Origin of the sequence: Streptomyces sp. CMB-StM0423, from assembly GCF_002847285.1 — a bacterium.
In the GTDB taxonomy this organism is placed as follows: domain Bacteria; phylum Actinomycetota; class Actinomycetes; order Streptomycetales; family Streptomycetaceae; genus Streptomyces.
The window spans coordinates 1,781,145-1,797,704 of the sequence record NZ_CP025407.1; the positions used below are offsets into that span (position 1 = coordinate 1,781,145).

At 73.5% G+C, this 16,560-nt stretch carries 14 protein-coding genes; 4 read left to right on the forward strand and 10 right to left on the reverse strand.

The window, feature by feature from the left end:
* Positions 1-22: 22 nt before the first annotated feature.
* Positions 23-2,182 (reverse strand): RecQ family ATP-dependent DNA helicase, encoded by a 2,160-nt coding sequence (locus tag CXR04_RS07480; RefSeq protein WP_101421085.1) that lies wholly within the window; start codon positions 2,180-2,182, stop codon positions 23-25.
* Between the two features lie 352 nt (positions 2,183-2,534).
* Here CXR04_RS07480 and CXR04_RS07485 point away from each other — a divergent pair, with 352 nt between their 5' ends.
* Complete coding sequence (locus tag CXR04_RS07485; RefSeq protein ID WP_101421086.1) at positions 2,535-3,185, forward strand: hypothetical protein; 651 nt, start codon at positions 2,535-2,537, stop codon at positions 3,183-3,185.
* A 36-nt stretch (positions 3,186-3,221) separates the two neighbouring features.
* Here the strand turns inward: CXR04_RS07485 and CXR04_RS07490 are convergent, their stop codons facing one another.
* The 3 genes from CXR04_RS07490 to CXR04_RS07500 form a co-directional block, all read right to left on the reverse strand.
* Positions 3,222-3,806 carry a hypothetical protein gene (locus CXR04_RS07490; RefSeq protein WP_101421087.1) on the reverse strand — a complete coding sequence of 195 codons (585 nt, stop codon included), beginning with the start codon at positions 3,804-3,806 and terminating at the stop codon, positions 3,222-3,224.
* A gap of 114 nt (positions 3,807-3,920) precedes the next feature.
* A complete protein-coding gene (locus tag CXR04_RS07495; protein WP_101421088.1) occupies positions 3,921-4,634 on the reverse strand; it encodes a ribonuclease HII in 714 nt (237 codons plus the stop codon).
* 96 nt (positions 4,635-4,730) lie between these two features.
* Positions 4,731-5,363 (reverse strand): TetR/AcrR family transcriptional regulator, encoded by a 633-nt coding sequence (locus tag CXR04_RS07500; protein ID WP_101421089.1) that lies wholly within the window; start codon positions 5,361-5,363, stop codon positions 4,731-4,733.
* Positions 5,364-5,478: 115 nt separating this feature from the next.
* On the opposite strand from CXR04_RS07500, the gene CXR04_RS07505 reads away from it, so the two are divergent.
* The gene (locus CXR04_RS07505) at positions 5,479-7,026 is read left to right on the forward strand and encodes an MFS transporter (protein ID WP_442802360.1); all 1,548 of its coding nucleotides are present in this window, start codon (positions 5,479-5,481) and stop codon (positions 7,024-7,026) included.
* 28 nt (positions 7,027-7,054) lie between these two features.
* Here the strand turns inward: CXR04_RS07505 and CXR04_RS07510 are convergent, their stop codons facing one another.
* The 3 genes from CXR04_RS07510 to CXR04_RS07520 are packed head-to-tail and all read right to left on the reverse strand — an operon-like array spanning position 7,055 to position 9,274.
* Entirely contained in the window at positions 7,055-8,170 is a 1,116-nt protein-coding gene (locus CXR04_RS07510) for an ADP-ribosylglycohydrolase family protein (protein ID WP_234380720.1), read from the reverse strand.
* 22 nt (positions 8,171-8,192) lie between these two features.
* Entirely contained in the window at positions 8,193-8,798 is a 606-nt protein-coding gene (locus CXR04_RS07515) for a YdbC family protein (RefSeq protein ID WP_101421091.1), read from the reverse strand.
* A 53-nt stretch (positions 8,799-8,851) separates the two neighbouring features.
* Entirely contained in the window at positions 8,852-9,274 is a 423-nt protein-coding gene (locus CXR04_RS07520) for a RidA family protein (RefSeq protein ID WP_101421092.1), read from the reverse strand.
* Between the two features lie 102 nt (positions 9,275-9,376).
* On the opposite strand from CXR04_RS07520, the gene CXR04_RS07525 reads away from it, so the two are divergent.
* Positions 9,377-10,276, forward strand: a complete 900-nt coding sequence (locus CXR04_RS07525) for a LysR family transcriptional regulator (RefSeq protein WP_101421093.1) — start codon at positions 9,377-9,379, stop codon at positions 10,274-10,276.
* Positions 10,277-10,455: 179 nt separating this feature from the next.
* Here the strand turns inward: CXR04_RS07525 and CXR04_RS07530 are convergent, their stop codons facing one another.
* Both CXR04_RS07530 and nrdR read right to left on the reverse strand, forming a co-directional pair.
* A complete protein-coding gene (locus CXR04_RS07530) occupies positions 10,456-13,338 on the reverse strand; it encodes a vitamin B12-dependent ribonucleotide reductase (RefSeq protein ID WP_101421094.1) in 2,883 nt (960 codons plus the stop codon).
* A gap of 148 nt (positions 13,339-13,486) precedes the next feature.
* Positions 13,487-14,080, reverse strand: coding sequence for a transcriptional regulator NrdR (gene nrdR / locus CXR04_RS07535; RefSeq protein ID WP_047018459.1), 594 nt, complete (start codon positions 14,078-14,080; stop codon positions 13,487-13,489).
* Positions 14,081-14,608: 528 nt separating this feature from the next.
* On the opposite strand from nrdR, the gene lexA reads away from it, so the two are divergent.
* Positions 14,609-15,400, forward strand: a complete 792-nt coding sequence (lexA, locus tag CXR04_RS07540) for a transcriptional repressor LexA (protein WP_101421095.1) — start codon at positions 14,609-14,611, stop codon at positions 15,398-15,400.
* A gap of 353 nt (positions 15,401-15,753) precedes the next feature.
* Here lexA and recX read toward each other — a convergent pair whose 3' ends face one another.
* Positions 15,754-16,560, reverse strand: coding sequence for a recombination regulator RecX (recX, locus tag CXR04_RS07545; RefSeq protein ID WP_101421096.1), 807 nt, complete (start codon positions 16,558-16,560; stop codon positions 15,754-15,756).

Consider the following 16,560-nt stretch of genomic DNA (forward strand, 5'->3'; position numbering starts at 1 on the left):
CCGGCGTCATCGCTGCGCTCGCTCAGCCGCTCGCCGCGAGGACCAGCGGCAGCACCGCCTCGGCGCCCGCCCGGCGCAGCAGCCGGGACGCGACGGCGAGGGTCCAGCCGGAGTCGGTGTAGTCGTCGACGAGCAGCACCGGGCCCGGGTTGTCCGCCAGGGCGGCGGCCAGGTCGCCGGAGACGGTGAAGGTGCCGGTCAGGGTGGCGAGCCGCTGCGCGGAGTTGCTACGGCGCACGGCGTGGCCGCCGTCCGGGTCCGCGTACGCCAGCGTGCCGAGATACGGCAGCCGCCCGACGGTGGCGATACCCCGGGCGAGGGAGTCCACCAGCAGCGGCCGGGACGTGGACGGTACGGCGACGACGCCCACCGGCCGCGCCGGGGCGTCCGCCCCGCCCGCCGCCCATCCGCCCGGCGAGCGCGCCCAGTCGGCGAGGACGTCGACCGCGGCCCGCAGCACGTCGTCCGGCACGGGCGCGTCGGGGGTGTTCGGCGCGAGCAGCGGCCGCAGCCTGTTGCCCCAGCCGATGTCGGAGAGGCGGCCCAGGGCCCGCCCGGTGGCGCCCTGCTCCCCCGCCGGGATACGGCCCTTGAGGTCGATGCCCAGCGCGGCCATGCCCGTCGGCCACATCCGGCGCGGCTCGACCTCGGTCCCCGGCCGGTCCAGCTCCTTCTCGGCGCCCGTCAGCGCTTCCGCCGAGACGCCCGCGTCGATCCACGGGCCCGCGCAGTTGTCGCAGCGCCCGCACGGCGCCGCCCCCTCGTCGTCCAACTGCGCGCGCAGGAACTCCATACGGCAGCCCGGCGTGCTCAGGTAGTCCCGCATGGCCTGCTGCTCGGCGGCGCGCTGCCGCGCCACCCACGCGTACCGCTCGGCGTCGTACTCCCACTCGCGGCCTGTGGCCGTCCAGCCGCCCTTGACCCGCCGGACCGCACCGTCGACGTCGAGCACCTTGAGCATCGTCTCCAGCCGCGTACGCCTGAGGTCGACGGCCGCCTCCAGGGCCGGGACGGACAGCGGGCGGCCGGCGTCCGCGAGCGCGGTGAGTGTCTGGCGGACCTGCGCTTCCGGCGGGAAGGCGGTGTCGGCGAAGTAGCGCCAGATGGCCTCGTCCTCCCGGCCCGGCAGCAGCAGTACGTCCGCGTGGTCGACGCCGCGGCCGGCGCGCCCCACCTGCTGGTAGTACGCGATCGGCGAGGACGGCGAGCCGAGGTGGACGACGAAGCCGAGGTCCGGCTTGTCGAACCCCATGCCCAGCGCGGACGTCGCGACCAGCGCCTTGACCCGGTTCGCCAGCAGGTCCTCCTCGGCCTGCAGCCGGTCGGCGTTCTCCGTGCGCCCCGTGTACGAGGCGACGGGGAAGCCGCGCTGCCGCAGAAAGGCGGCGGCCTCCTCGGCGGCGGCGACGGTCAGCGCGTAGACGATCCCGGAGCCCGGCAGCTCGCCCAGGTGCTCGGCGAGCCAGGCGAGGCGGTGCGCCGCGTCGGGCAGCCGGACCACGCCGAGCCGCAGGCTCTCCCGGTCCAGCGGGCCGCGCAGCACGAGGGCCTCGCCGCCGCCGGTGCCGAGCTGCTCGGCGACATCGGCGGTCACGCGCGCGTTCGCCGTCGCGGTGGTCGCCAGCACGGGCACGCCCTCGGGCAGGTCGGCGAGCATCGCGCGCAGCCGGCGGTAGTCGGGGCGGAAGTCGTGGCCCCAGTCGGAGATGCAGTGCGCCTCGTCGACGACGAGGAGGCCGGTGGTGGCCGCCAGCTCGGGCAGCAGCCGGTCGCGGAAGTCCACGGAGTTCAGCCGCTCGGGGCTGACGAGGAGCACATCGGTCTCCCCGCGCTCGACCTCCTCGTGGATGGCGCCCCACTCCTCGGGGTTGGCCGAGTTGATCGTACGGGCCCGGATGCCGGCCCGCGCCGCGGCCTCGACCTGGTTGCGCATCAGCGCCAGCAGCGGCGACACGATCACCGTGGGGCCCCCGCCGCGGCGGCGCAGCAGCGCCGTGGCAACGAAATACACCGCCGACTTGCCCCAGCCGGTGCGCTGCACCACCAGCGCGCGGCGGCGCTCGCGCACGAGGGCGTCCACGGCCTGCCACTGGTCCTCCCGCAGCCGGGCCGTGCCGCCGGGGTCGCCGACGAGTCCGGCGAGAACGGCGTCGGCTTCGGCGCGCAGCTCCTGATCGTCCATGCCCCTATGCAACCCGATGGCACCGACAGTCAGCCACCTCACGCACGGTGATTACTGCTGATACGCAGTTGGTCAGCGGTTGGACAGCCGCGGGACACCGGCCCGCCGACGTCACGAAAGCGGCCAGGCGACCGCCGCCGCGGGGCCCGAAAGCGGCCCGCACCGCAGCCCGTCGGCGGCCGGAGAAGATGGACCTGTCGACAATGCCGCATTGCCGCAGGCCAGTTCGGCGGGGAGAATTGAGGTTCGCTCCCAGCGCCGGCCCGGTCCCCCGGGCTGCTCCACGCTGCGCGCCCACGCCCGTTCGCCCCCGCCGTGCGTTCCGTACGCCCGCAGCCCCCAGGGAGGGCCCTTGGTCTTCGGCCCCGCCACCGGCGACACCGGCCCGTCCGGCCGCATCCTCGAACCTGCCGAGTGGGCCGCGGCAGGCATCCCGCTCCTGCGCAACCCCCGCGAGATCGTCACCGGCCTGCACGCCCGCCACCGGCCACCGCCGCAGACGGCGGTGGTCGCCGTGCTCGACCCCGACGAACGCCTGCGCGCGAGCGCGTCGCTCGCGCGCCGCGACGCGGGCCGCCCGGAGGCCGCACCCGACGGCTGGGCCCTGCGCAACGCGCTGCTGGCCCGGCTCCGCCGGGTCATCCCGCACGACCTGCGCCGCCGCTTCCCGGTCCGTACGGCGGTGCTGCTGTACTGCCGCACCGGGGACGCCGGCTGGACGGAGGAGGACGGCGCGTGGATGTGGGGGCTGCGGGACGCCTGCACGCTGCACGGGCTGCGCTGCGGCGCGTACATCACGCTCACCGGCGGCGGCTGGCAGGTACTGGGCGAGGGCCGCGGCGGCCGCCGCCCGTACGCGGACGGACCGCCGGCGGACGCGGAGTTCACCGCGGACGCCCCCGCGCGGGAGATCGGCACGGCCCCGGGCCCGCGGGCGCTGCAGCCGCCGGAGGCGGCGCAGCAGGAAGCGGACGCGGAACCCACCATCTCGTGGGCGGTCTGAGCGGCCCGCGCTCCGCCCGCGGGCGGAGCGCGGCGATCAGGCCGAGACGCCCAGGACGCCGTTGATGTAGTCCGCGTCGCCGCAGAGGATCAGCAGCGCCGCCGCGCGCGTCATCGCCGCCGGCAGCGCCGCGGCCGTCGCCTCGTCGCCGCCGCCGTTGACGGCGACGACGACCACCGGCCGCCCGGCCAGCCGCTCCGAGGCGGCGGCGGAGGCGTAGAAGACGTCGTCCCCCGCGGCCTCCTGCGCCCAGTAGCCGTCCTCGCCGAACGACAACTCGTGCGCCGCCCACGGGTGCGGATCGCCGGTGGTGAGGACGAGGATCTCGGCCGGCGCGCGGCCGGACTCCAGCAGCAGGTCGACGGCTTCGTCGGCGGCGTCGACGGCACCGTCGGGCGTCGCGGGGATCAGTTGGATCTGCGGACCGGCGGCGGGCCTGCCCTGGCCGCCGGCGGGTGCGGGACGGGCGCCGGGCGCGGTGGCACCGGGGGCACGGCCGCCGGGTCCGGAACGGGAGCCGCCACGCGGCCGTACGGGTCGGGGGCCTGGGATGGGACGAGGGGGCGCGCTGCGGCCCGGGACGCTCTCGTGGGTGGGAGAGTCCTCGGCAGGGAGAGGCATGGGCGCATGTCTATCAAATGGCTGTGACAGGCACATCAGCGGGTGGGCAACTGAAGCAACCGGCGCCCGCGGCCCGCAGCCCCCGCGGCGGCCCCGACGACGGGGCCCGGTACGTCAGATGTCCAGCCCCAACTGCCCGGCCGCTTCCAGCTCCGCGGCCTCGGGTGCGATCCGCGGGCGCTTCAGATGCTGCCACTTGTCCAGCCCGTCCATGTACGCCCAGGAGAGCCGGTGCAGGTCGGTGGGCCCGCACTCCTGGAGGGCGGCCCGGTGCACGGGCGAGGGGTAGCCGGCGTTGTCCCCGAACGCGTACGGCTCGTACTCGGCCCGCACGGCGCCCAGTTCGGCCATGCGCGCGTCGCGGTGGACCTTGGCGAGCACGGACGCGGCGGCGACGGCGACGCACGACTGGTCGCCCTTGATCACCGTACGGACCCGCCAGGGCGCCCCGAGATAGTCGTGCTTGCCGTCGAGGATCACCGCGTCCGGCCGTACGGGCAGCGCCTCCAGCGCCCGGCCCGCGGCGAGCCGCAGGCACGCCGTCATCCCCAGCTCGTCGATCTCCCGCGACGAGGCGTGTCCCAGCGCGTGCGCGGTGACCCACCCTTTCAGCTCTGCGGCCAGTTCCTCGCGCCGCTTGACCGTCAACAGCTTGGAGTCGGTGAGCCCTTCGGGCGCGCGGCGCAGGCCGGTGACGGCCGCGCACACGGTGACCGGTCCGGCCCACGCACCCCTGCCGACCTCGTCGACGCCCGCGACGACCTTGGCGCCGGTGGTGGCGCGCAGGGAGCGCTCGACGCGGTGGGTGGGCGGCTCGTAGGGACTCACAAGGTCAGCTTACGACCCGGCCCGAGCCCGGCTCACGCGCACCCGCGCGGGGCGCCGGCGGCTGCGCGGGGCGCCGGCGGCTTGGCCGCTCCGCGGTCACTGCCCTTGCAGCAGCGGGACCATCACCTGGTCGACCAGCTCGTCCATGTCCTTGTCGCTGAGGTCCCGGCCGGTGGTCTTGTGCCGGTACATCATCATCGCCGGCACCACGTCGAGCACCAGGTCCCCGTTGACCTCGGGCCGCACGTCCCCCCGCTCGACCCCGCGGCGCAGCAGCTCCGCGATCAGCTCCTTGCCGGGGTCGATGATCTGCCCGATGATCACCTCGTGGAACTGCTCGGCCTGCTCGCGGTCGCACTCGTCGAGCACCGCGCGCAGCGCCTGCCCGCCGCTGGAGTACATCCGGTCGCGCAGCGCCCGGCAGAACTCGGTGAGGTCGGCCCGCAGGCTGCCCCGGTCGGGCTGGGTCTCCAGGGGCGGCACCCCGGCCCGTAGCGCGTCCTGGACGAGCTCCGACTTCGACGCCCAGCGCCGGTAGACGGCCGCCTTCCCGGTCTGCGCGCGGGCGGCGACGCCCTCGATGGTCAGACCCTTCCAGCCGGCGACGCCTAGCTGTTCGAGCGCGGCGTCCAGGATGGCGCGCTCGAGTACGTCGCCTCGGCGGCGCATGCCCTGGCTCCGGCCGGTTTCGGTGCACGCTCCGGGAGCGGTCCGGCGCGAACTACCCATATCGGTCTCTCCGTAAGCGGCCATAGTGAACGCTTGCGTTCCTTCGCGAGGGCTCCTACGCTCAACTCATTCAGTGAACGCTGCCGTTCACTCTCTCACACGTATGGGGAACACGGTGACTGCCTCCCAATTAGCGAACGAGCGGGGAAAGGGCAAGGCTCCGCGCGCCGACCAGCGCAACATGGCGCTGCTCGTGATCGCGTCCTGCCAGCTCATGGTCGTTCTCGACGTGTCGGTCGTGAACATCGCGCTCCCGCACATCCAGAACTCCCTTGACTTCTCCACCACCGGCCTGACCTGGGTCGTCAGCGCGTACACGCTCACCTTCGGCGGTCTGCTCCTCCTCGGCGGCCGGGCCGGGGACATCCTCGGCCGCCGCCGCGTGCTCGTCTTCGGCATCGCGATCTTCATCGCGGCCTCGCTGCTCGGCGGCTTCGCGCAGGAGCCGTGGCACCTGCTCGTGGCGCGCGCCGTCCAGGGCGCGGGCGCCGCCATCGCCTCGCCCACCTCGCTGGCACTCGTCACCACCACGTTCCCCGAGGGCCCCGAGCGGAACCGGGCGTTCGGTGTGTTCGCAGCGGTCTCCGCGGCCGGCGGCGCCATCGGCCTGCTGGCCGGCGGCATGCTCACCGAGTGGCTCAACTGGCGCTGGGTGCTCTTCGTCAACGTGCCCATCGGCCTGCTGATCATCCTCGCCGTCCCGCTGTACATCGACGAGTCCGAGCGGCACGCGGGACGCTTCGACATCTCCGGCGCGCTGACGTCCACCGCCGGCATGGCGGCGCTCGTCTACGGGTTCATCCGCGCCGCCGAGGAAGGCTGGCGGGACAGCCTGTCGGTCGGCTCGTTCGCGGCGGCCGCGATCCTGCTCGTGACGTTCGTCTTCGTCGAGCGCCGCGCGAAGGACCCCATCACGCCGCTGAAGATGTTCGCCGACCGCAACCGCTCCGGTTCTTACGTGATCATGCTGAGCCTGGCGGCCGCCTTGTTCGGCATCTTCTTCTACCTGGTGCTGTTCGTGCAGAACGTCCTGGAGTACAGCCCGATCAAGGCGGGCGTGGCGTTCCTGCCGATCTCGGTGGCGATCGTCGCCAGCGCCGGCCTCGTGCAGAAGTTCCTGCCGGTGCTCGGGCCCAAGCCGTTCGTGATCGGCGGCTCGTCCATGACCGCGGTCGCGCTCGCCTGGATGGTGCTGCTGGACACCGACAGCTCGTTCCTGGGCGGGGTGTTCGGACCCGAGGTCGTCTTCGGCTTCGGCATGGGCATGAACTTCGTGACCCTCACCATCACCGCCGTCTCCGGCGTCGCGCAGGACCAGGCGGGCGCCGCCTCCGGCCTGCTCAACGCCACCCAGCAGGTGGGCGGTTCGCTCGGCCTGTCCATCCTGACCACGGTGTACGGCACGGCCAGCAGGGACGAGGCGGAGAAGCAGATACCGGCGTTCGTGGACAAGGCGTCGCCGGAGCAGATAGCGGGCTTCGAGAAGTCCGGCGAACTGCCGCCGCCGTGGAGCAAGGAGGTGCTCACGGTGGGCATGTCCCAGGCGTTCGTCGCCGCTACGGCCATGGTCGTGTTCGCCGTGATCATCGCCGTGGTGGCCATCAAGGTGCGCAAGGCGGAGATCGAGGCGCTGTCCGGCATGGCGGGACCGGGCGCGGGCTGACGCGACGTTCCGGACGCCGGTGGCCCCGTCAGTGGCGGGGCGGGGTCACCGGGTACGGGGGCTCCTGGGGAACCCACTCCGGCAGCGGCTCCACGTGCCGTACCCACTCCGCCGGCGGCGCGCCGGCCGCCGCGCCCGCGAGCACGCCTCCGACGATCGCGCATGTGGTGTCCACGTCCCCGCCGGCCTGCACCGTGGCCCAGAAGGCACCCGTGAAGTCGCCGAGGTGCCGGGCGGCCGACCACAGGGCGAACGGCACGGTGTCGTGCGCGGTGGTGCGGCGGCCGTTGCCCAGCACGGCGGCGACGGTGGCGACGTCGTCGTAGTCGAGCATGTCCCGTGCCCGGCGCAGCCCTTGGCCGACGGCGCTGCGCGGCACGAGCGCGATCACCTGGTCGAGCAGCGCGGCACCATCGGGCCCGGGTGCGCCGTCCGCCGGGCCCGCGGCGGCGTCGCCGGGCCGGTCGGCGGCCAGCGCCGCGGCCGCGGCCACCGCCATGCAGCCGGTGACGGCCTCGCGGTGCTGGTGGGTGACGTACGACGAGACCTCCGCCTGGCGTACCGCCTCCTGGACGTCCCCCGCGTACCAGGCGCCCAGCGGCGCCACCCGCATCGCCGCGCCGTTGCCCCAGGAGCCCTGGCCGTCGAAGAGGGCGGCGGCGAGCCGGCGCCAGTCCTCGCCGTCGCGCACCTGCCGCAGGATCCGGTTCACCGCGCGCCCGTACCCGCGGGGGCCGCCGGCGTTCTGCCGGCCGGCGAACGAGGCCGCCAGCGCGTCCTGTTCGACGCGTCCGTGCGCGGCGAGCACCGCCACCACCGACGCCGCCATCTCCGTGTCGTCGGTCCACCGCCACGGCGCGTGCGGCAGCTCACGGCGGGCCAGGAGCGGAAAGCTGCCGGGCTCCGAGTACCGGGCGCCGAGCGCGTCGCCGACGGCCAGCCCGCGCAGGCTCGCGAGGGCGCGTACGAGGCGCGCGTCGGGCACCCGCGCGCCCGGGCCTTCGGGCGCCCGAGCGCCCCGGCCGGGGCCGGCCGCTGCAGCCGTGCCCGGGGCCGGTTCCTGGGCCGCGCCCGGAGCGGCGGACCGGTCCGGGGACGGGTCCGGCGGCGGGGCGGAAGCGGGGGCCGGTGTCATCTCGGGCACAGCGTAGCGGCCGGGCATCCGGTCAGACGGTCCAGGACTCCACGAGATCCACCACGTCCCCCGCCAGCGCCGCCACGTCCGCCGCGGTCTGCGCGCGCAGCGCCAGCCGCTCCACCCGCTCCTCGCGGTACTTGCCGTGCTCCGCCTTCGCCCACCACAGCGACAGCACCAGGAACTCGCCCTCCCCCGACTGCCCCAGCACCCCCCGCAGCATCCCCGGCGACCCCGCCATCGCCGGGTTCCACACCTTCTCCTGCATCATCGTGAAGTGCTCCACGCGCTCCTCGTGCACCCGGCAGTGCGCGAGCCGCATCACGTCGGCGCCCTCGAACCGGGGCTCGAAGCCCATCTTCACGTCCATCCGGTACTCGAAGAGCCGCACCCGCATGTCGCGGAACGTGCCGAGCTGGGCAGCGGCGAGCCGGTCGTGGGAGCGGGCCATGAAGGAGTCGTACAGCGCGCGGCTCTCCCAGAAGGCAATGAGGTGCACCACACCCTCGCGCGCCCGGCTCCAGCCCCCGCCCTGCCCGAGAAAGCCAGGTTCGCCGGGCAGCCCCGCCCACTTCCGCTGCCCCCGCTCGAAACCCCGGCGGTCCACCACGGTGCAGCGAATCCACTTGACCAGCACCGCGCTATCTTACGGCCTGGTTCAGCGGCGATCACCGGCGTGCGAGCGGCAGTTCACGCCCCCTGGCCGCCGGTCACCGCCGCGGTGATCTCCACTTCCAGCAGCGCGCTGTCCCGGAAGAGCCGGGAAACCTCGACGGTGGTGCTGGACGGCGGCGGGCCGGAGAAGTACCCGCGCCGCACCTCCGCGTACTCGGCGAGCAGGCCCATATCGGTGACGAACGAGCGGATGTTCACGACGTCCGCGAGGGTGCCGCCGTGGGCGGCGAGGATCGCCGCCAGGCTCTCCATCACGTGCCGGGCCTGCGCACGCATGTCCGCGGGGCCGACGACCCGCCCGTCGGCGTCCAGCGCGACCTGCCCGGAGACGAACAGCAGGGCGTCGTCGCCGCCGAGGCCGAGGCGTACGACATGGGAGAAGCTGCCCGCGGGCGGCGGGACGGCGGCGGGGTTGTCGAAGGTCTTCTGCAGCGTCATGTGCCGAAACGCTAGGCGGGCGCCTACTCATCTGACCAACGAATGTCTCGCATGCGTACAATGCGGAAACCGCATGCCTTTGCCCACCCCGGGAGCCGTTGTATGGACACCGCCTGGCTGGAGGTCTTCCGCGCCGTCGCCCGCCACGGCTCCTTCACCGCCGCGGGCACCGAACTGGGCTTCACGCAGTCCGCCGTGTCCCGGCAGATCGCCTCGCTGGAAGCGGAGTTCGGCGCGCCGCTCTTCGACCGGCTGCCCCGCGGCGTACGGCTCACCGAGCAGGGCCGCCACGCCCTCGGCCACGCCGAGGCCGCCCTCGACCGCCTCGCCGACGCCCGGCGCGACCTCGCCGCGCTGGACCGGCTGGCGGCCGGACGACTGCGGCTCGGCTCCTTCGCCACCGCGGACGCCGCCCTCGTACCCCGCGCGCTGGCGGCCTTCGCCACCGACCACCCGGGCGTACGCGTGACGCACGTCGAGGGCTACAGCCGCGACCACGTCGCCGCGCTGGCGGCCGGCGGGCTGGACCTGGCGCTGCTGTCGGGCTACCCGGAGCAGGTGGCGGCGTACGAGGGGGTGGAACTGACGCATCTGCTCGACGACCCGGTGCTCGTCGCGCTGCCGGCCGGCCACCGGCTGGCCGGAAGCAGCCGCCCGCTGCGGCTTGCGGACCTGGCCGGCGAGAGCTGGGTCGCGGGCAGCCAGGCGCCGGAGGAGACGCTGATCAGCGCCTGCCTGCGGCAGGGCTTCCGGCCCCGTATCGACTACGTCGCCCGCGAGTGGACGGCGAAGTTCGGCTTCGTCGCGGCCGGCCTGGGACTGACCCTCGTCCCCGCCCTCGCTGCCGAAGCCCTCCCTCCGGGCGTCACCCTCGCCCCCCTCCACCCCGAGGACGCCCCCACCCGCACAGTCCACACAGCCACCCCCCACACCGCCCATCCTCCATCGGTCAGGGGCTTCCTCCCGTACCTGCAACGGGCAGCCGCGGCGACGAGGACCTGACACCCGCGAACACCGCACCGCCGGAGACGCCTGCGGGAATAGCCATCGGCGCCTCGCCCCGGAGTTCACCGGAACGTGCGTCCGTCACGCCCCGAAAAGCGACGGAGGGGACCGGCCGGTGGCCGGTCCCCTCCGGGACGTGCGGTCAGCTCCGTGGGCGGGTCACGGACCCGGCCGGGTTAGCTGCAGCCGCTGGTCGAGCCGCAGCCCTCGCAGATGTAGCAGCTTCCCGCCCGCTGCATCTTCGTGCCGCAGGAGAAGCACAGCGGTGCGTCCGCCTGGATGCCGAGTTGCATCTCCACCAGCTCCGCCGACGTGTGGGCCTCCTTCGGAGCCGGCTTGGCCTGCTCCGTCGTCACCGGCGGGGTCGGCAGCGGTGCCGGCTCGCGGGGGGCGGACTGGGCCAGGCCCTCGACGTCCAGCTCCTCGTCCGTCGGCTCGTACGAACCCGTCTCCAGGTGCCGCTCGCGCTCCTCCGCCGAGTGGATGCCCAGCGCCGAGCGCGTCTCGAACGGCAGGAAGTCCAGCGCCAGGCGGCGGAAGATGTAGTCGACGATCGACTGCGCCATCCGCACGTCCGGGTCGTCCGTCATGCCCGCGGGCTCGAAGCGCATGTTCGTGAACTTCGAGACGTACGTCTCCAGCGGCACCCCGTACTGCAGGCCCACCGAGACCGCGATCGAGAAGGCGTCCATCATGCCCGCGAGCGTCGAGCCCTGCTTCGACATCTTCAGGAACACCTCGCCCAGCCCGTCGTCCGGGTAGGAGTTGGCGGTCATGTAGCCCTCGGCGCCGCCGACCGTGAAGGACGTGGTGATGCCCGGGCGGCCCTTGGGGAGGCGGCGGCGCACCGGACGGTACTCGACGACCTTCTCCACGGCCTCGCGGATCGTCTCCTCCGCCTTGTCGGCGGCCTTGTCGGCCGCCTTCTTCTTCGCCGACAGCGGCTGGCCGACCTTCGAGCCCTCCACGTACACGGCGAGGGCCTTGACGCCCAGCTTCCAGCCCTGGAGGTAGATCTCCTCGACGTCCGCGACGGAGCTCGTCGCGGGCATGTTGACCGTCTTGGAGATGGCGCCGCTCAGGAACGGCTGCGTCGCCGCCATCATCCGCACGTGCCCCATCGGCGAGATGGAGCGCTCGCCCATGGCGCAGTCGAAGATCTCGTAGTGCTCGGGCTTGAGGCTCGGGGCGTTCACGACGCTCCCGTGCTCGGCGATGTGCGCCACGATCGCCTCGATCTGCTCCTCCTGGTACCCCAGCCGCTTCAGCGCCATCGGCACCGTCTGGTTGACGATCTGCATCGAGCCGCCGCCGACCAGCTTCTTGAACTTCACCAGCGCCAGGTCCGGCTCGATGCCCGTCGTGTCGCACGACATCGCCAGGCCGATGGTCCCCGTCGGGGCCAGCACCGACGCCTGGGCGTTGCGGTAGCCGTGCCTGTCGCCGAGGCGCACCACGTCCTGCCAGGCTTCGGTGGCGGCGGCCCAGACGGGGGTGTCCAGGTCGTCCATGCGCTTGGCCGTGCCGTTGGCGTCCGCGTGCTGCTGCATGACGCGCTTGTGCGCGGTGGCGTTGCGGGCGTAGCCGTCGTACGCGCCGACGGAGGCGGCCAGTTGCGCGGAGCGCTTGTAGGCGGTGCCGGTCATCAGGGAGGTGATGGCACCGGCGAGGGCGCGGCCGCCGTCGGAGTCGTAGGCGTGGCCGGTGGCCATGAGCAGGGCGCCGAGGTTGGCGTAGCCGATGCCGAGCTGGCGGAAGGCGCGGGTGTTCTCGGCGATCTTCTGGGTCGGGAAGTCGGCGAAGGAGATGGAGATGTCCATCGCCGTGATGACGAGCTCGACGACCTTGGCGAAGCGCTCGACCTCGAAGCTCTGCCGGCCGTCGGCGTCCTGCTTGAGGAACTTCATCAGGTTCAGCGAGGCGAGGTTGCACGAGGTGTTGTCCAGGTGCATGTACTCGCTGCACGGGTTGGAGGCGGTGATGCGGCCCGACTCCGGCGCGGTGTGCCAGTGGTTGATGGTGTCGTCGTACTGGATGCCGGGGTCGGCGCAGGCCCAGGCGGCCTCCGCCATCTGCCGGAACAGCTTCTTCGCGCCGATCTCCTCGATGACCTCGCCGGTCATCCGGGCGCGCAGGCCGAACTCCTCGCCGTTCTCGACGGCCTTCATGAAGTCGTCGGTGACGCGCACGGAGTTGTTGGCGTTCTGGTACTGCACGGAGGTGATGTCGTCGCCGCCGAGGTCCATGTCGAAGCCCGCGTCGCGCAGGGCGCGGATCTTCTCCTCTTCCTTGACCTTGGTCTCGATGAACGCCTCGATGTCGGGGTGGTCGACGTCGAGCACGACCATCTTCGCCGCCCGCCTGGTGGCGCCGCCGGACTTGATGGTGCCGGCGGAGGCGTCCGCGCCGCGCATGAAGGAGACGGGTCCCGAGGCGTTGCCGCCGGAGGAGAGCAGTTCCTTGCTGGAGCGGATACGGGAGAGGTTGAGGCCGGCGCCGGAGCCGCCCTTGAAGATCATCCCCTCTTCCTTGTACCAGTCGAGGATCGACTCCATGGAGTCGTCGACCGAGAGGATGAAGCAGGCGCTGACCTGCTGGGGCTGCGGGGTGCCGACGTTGAACCACACCGGCGAGTTGAAGCTGAAGATCTGGTGCAGCAGGGCGTAGGTCAGCTCGTGCTCGAAGATCTCGGCGTCCGCGGGCGAGGCGAAGTACTTGTGGTCCTCGCCGGCCTTGCGGTACGTCTTCACGATCCGGCCGACGACCTGCTTGAGACTGGTCTCCCGCTTGGGGGTGCCCACCGCACCGCGGAAGTACTTGCTCGTGACGATGTTGACGGCGTTGGCCTCCCAGAACTCGGGAAACTCCACGCCGCGCTGCTCGAAGTTGACCGAACCGTCGCGCCAGTTGGTCATGACGACGTCACGGCGAGCCCACTCCACCTCGTCGTACGGGTGCGTACCGGGGGTGGTGTGGATCCGCTCGATGCGCAGGCCCTTGCTCCCCTTGGCGCCGCCCTTGCGGGAACTGCGCGCCGGGCCGCTCGTCGTCTCTGTCATGCCGCCTCCCTATACGGGCGTGAACGCCCTGATGTGCCCGCATCTTCCCGGGCACGGTTCCTGTTCTTGATCTGCTGTTCCGCAGGCGGACGGCGCGCTGCGCCGCGCACCGGCCGGGTGTGGATGACGGGGTGGCCCGCGGTGGGCGTCAGCCGGCCGCTCTGCCGGGTGACGGGACTCCGGGGGCCTCGCCGCGGCCCGGACTGCGGCCGGGGCCGGGCGCGCCGGGGTCGCCCGGCGCGGGAGGTGGGGCCTGGTCGTCCTGTCCGTCTGGGCCGCCGCTGTCGGCGGGGGGCCTGTCCGCGGTCCGCAACTGCGTGATGGCGTCGTCGAAGTCCTCAAGGGAGTCGAAGGCGCGGTAGACGGAGGCGAAGCGCAGGTAGGCGACGAGATCGAGATCCTGCAGCGGGCCCAGTATGGCGAGCCCGACGTCGTGGCTGGAGACCTCGGCGCTGCCGGTGGCCCGGATCGCCTCCTCGACCCGCTGGCCGAGCTGGGCCAGCGCGTCTTCGGTGACGGGGCGGCCCTGGCATGCCTTGCGGACACCCGTGATCACCTTGGCGCGGCTGAAGGGCTCGGTGACCCCGCTGCGCTTGATGACCATCAGGGACGCGGTCTCCACCGTGGTGAAGCGGCGCGAGCAGTCGGGGCACTGCCGGCGGCGGCGGATTGCTGCGCCGTCGTCGGTGGTGCGGCTGTCGACGACCCGGCTGTCGGGGTGCCTGCAGAAGGGGCAGTGCATCGCTCTCCACCCTCCCCTTCTCGCGCACGGCACGTCGGTCCGGCGGCCCCCCGCGGCCCGCCGGAGCAGACCGCAATCATATGGGATGCCCTTCCGGTGAGAGGAAGGGGGACCACAACTTGTGGGCTGCTGACACCCATCTAACCACTAGATCTGGGGTTTGGCTGCCATTGAGAGCCGAGAGCGTGTTGCTGCGCCACGAGACCGGGCGGGGCGCGGGACGGGACACCGCGCGGGACATCGGCAGCCTACGTGAGCCCGCGGACCGCGACACGGGAGGGGCATGGGTGACAAGCTGGACGGCACCCGCAGGGGCGGGCCGGCGCACGGCCCCCCCGCGGCGACAGGCCGGTACGGGGCAGGCGGCGGGCAGCTCTCAGCCATCAGGCCAGCGCTTTACACCCAGTTGATGGACCACGGAAGTAAAACCGAAATATTTCACTCGAACGTGTGTTTGGCGCAACCTTTCGAAAGCAACTACCGTTGGTCTAACGAGAGAGAGACCCGTCTCGAGAGGGGCCCGCCGACGTGACCACTACCGCAGACACCACAGCCATCGCCGCCCACGAACGGCCCCAGCAGGCAGCAGAGCCGCAGCTCACGCCGCCTTCCGGGGACGCCCGTGAGGGCGAGGCACAGCCACCCAAGCGCTCCATGCCCGGGCGCCCGCCGGGCATCAGGGCCGACAGCTCGGGCCTGACCGAGCGGCAGCGCCGGGTCATCGAGGTCATTCGCGACTCGGTGCAGCGCCGTGGCTACCCGCCGTCGATGCGCGAGATCGGCCAGGCCGTCGGCCTCTCGTCCACCTCGTCGGTCGCACACCAGCTCATGGCCCTGGAGCGCAAGGGCTTCCTGCGCCGGGACCCGCACCGGCCGCGGGCCTACGAGGTGCGCGGTGCGGACACGCCCACCACCCAGGCCGCCACCGACACCACGGGCAAGCCCGCCGCGTCGTACGTGCCGCTGGTCGGCCGGATCGCCGCCGGTGGCCCGATCCTCGCCGAGGAGTCGGTCGAGGACGTGTTCCCGCTGCCGCGGCAGCTCGTCGGCGACGGCGAGCTGTTCGTGCTGAAGGTCGTCGGGGACTCGATGATCGACGCGGCGATCTGCGACGGCGACTGGGTCGCGGTGCGCCGCCAGCCGGTCGCCGAGAACGGCGACATCGTCGCCGCGATGCTGGACGGCGAGGCCACGGTCAAGCGGTTCAAGCGCGAGGACGGCCACGTGTGGCTGCTCCCGCACAACGCGGCGTACCAGCCGATTCCCGGCGACGAGGCGACGATCCTCGGCAAGGTCGTCGCGGTCCTCCGCCGGGTCTGAGACCCGGCACGGCATATCCGGGCCCGGGACCTGGCCCCCGGGCCGCCGCCTTGCGCGGCGCGGAGTGTCGCGAACCGGCCGCGGCGGCGGCCGGACACGCGCGCACGGCGGAGGCACGGCCTCGCGTACGACAGGTACACGCGGCGGGTACGGGCGGCGATGCCACCGCCCCCGGCCCGCGCAGGAGTCTGTACGACTCCGGACCGCTCAGGTCTGCCGGGCCAGGCATCCACGGCAGCACAGAGCCACCCCTCCTGCCCGTCCGGCGCTGGTACGCCGGGGCGACTCGGCCCACCGAGGCCGTTTCCGGCGCCGAGCCGGGGCAGCCCCCGGCGCCTTCGGCCCCCCGCGGCTCAGTCCGCCAGCAGGTCCTCGGCGTCCTCGCCCTCCGCCTCCAGCGCCTCACGGACGACGCGGATCGCCAGCCCCTCCCCGTAGCCCCGGCGGGCCAGCATGCCCGCCAGGCGACGGATGCGCTTGTCGCGGTCCAGGCCGCGGGTGGCGCGGAGTTTGCGGGCGACCAGCTCGCGGGCCGTCTCCTCCTCGGTGTCCGCGTCCAGCCGGCCCACCGCCTCGTCGACCACCGGGGCCGCCACGCCCCGGGTGCGCAGTTCGCGCGCGAGCGCGCGGCGGGCGAGACCCCGGCCGTGGTGCCGGGACTCCACCCAGGCGCCGGCGAACGCCGCGTCGTCGATCAGCCCGGCTGCTTCGAGGCGGTCGAGCACGGCCTCCGCCGCCTCGGCGTCGACGTCCCGCTTGGCCAGCGCGTCCGCGAGCTGCTTGCGGGTGCGCGGCGACCCGGTGAGCAGGCGCAGGCAGATCGCCCGCGCCCGTTCCTCCGGGCTGAGCGACGTCTCCCGCACCCGTTCCCCGGACGGCTCCCGCCGGCCGCGCGAGCGCCCCCGCCGGGAGGCCCCGCCGCGCCCGGACCGGCCCGGGTGTCCCGGCCCGCCGTAGCCGTCCGGGTCCTCCTCCGGCCCGTACCCCCCGTCCTCCGGCCGGGCGGCGTCGGGCCCGTCCCCTTCGCCGTACGCCGCCGGGCCGTGCCCGCCCCGCCGACGGCGTCCGCCCGGCGGGGCGGCGCCGTCCTCCGGGCCGCCCCCGAACGGCGGGCGGCCGTCGTCCGGAGGCGGGAGCGGCCAGTCGGTGCGCCGGACCAC

Excerpts from the sequence above, each read along its gene's own strand:
- nrdR (WP_047018459.1), bottom strand. The coding sequence starts at position 14,080 with ATGCACTGCCCCTTCTGCAGGCACCCCGACAGCCGGGTCGTCGACAGC.
- CXR04_RS07520 (WP_101421092.1), bottom strand. The coding sequence starts at position 9,274 with ATGACGCTGCAGAAGACCTTCGACAACCCCGCCGCCGTCCCGCCGCCC.
- CXR04_RS07530 (WP_101421094.1), bottom strand. The coding sequence starts at position 13,338 with ATGACAGAGACGACGAGCGGCCCGGCGCGCAGTTCCCGCAAGGGCGGC.
- CXR04_RS07480 (WP_101421085.1), bottom strand. The coding sequence starts at position 2,182 with ATGGACGATCAGGAGCTGCGCGCCGAAGCCGACGCCGTTCTCGCCGGA.
- CXR04_RS07525 (WP_101421093.1), top strand. The coding sequence starts at position 9,377 with ATGGACACCGCCTGGCTGGAGGTCTTCCGCGCCGTCGCCCGCCACGGC.
- CXR04_RS07500 (WP_101421089.1), bottom strand. The coding sequence starts at position 5,363 with ATGGGTAGTTCGCGCCGGACCGCTCCCGGAGCGTGCACCGAAACCGGC.
- CXR04_RS07490 (WP_101421087.1), bottom strand. The coding sequence starts at position 3,806 with ATGCCTCTCCCTGCCGAGGACTCTCCCACCCACGAGAGCGTCCCGGGC.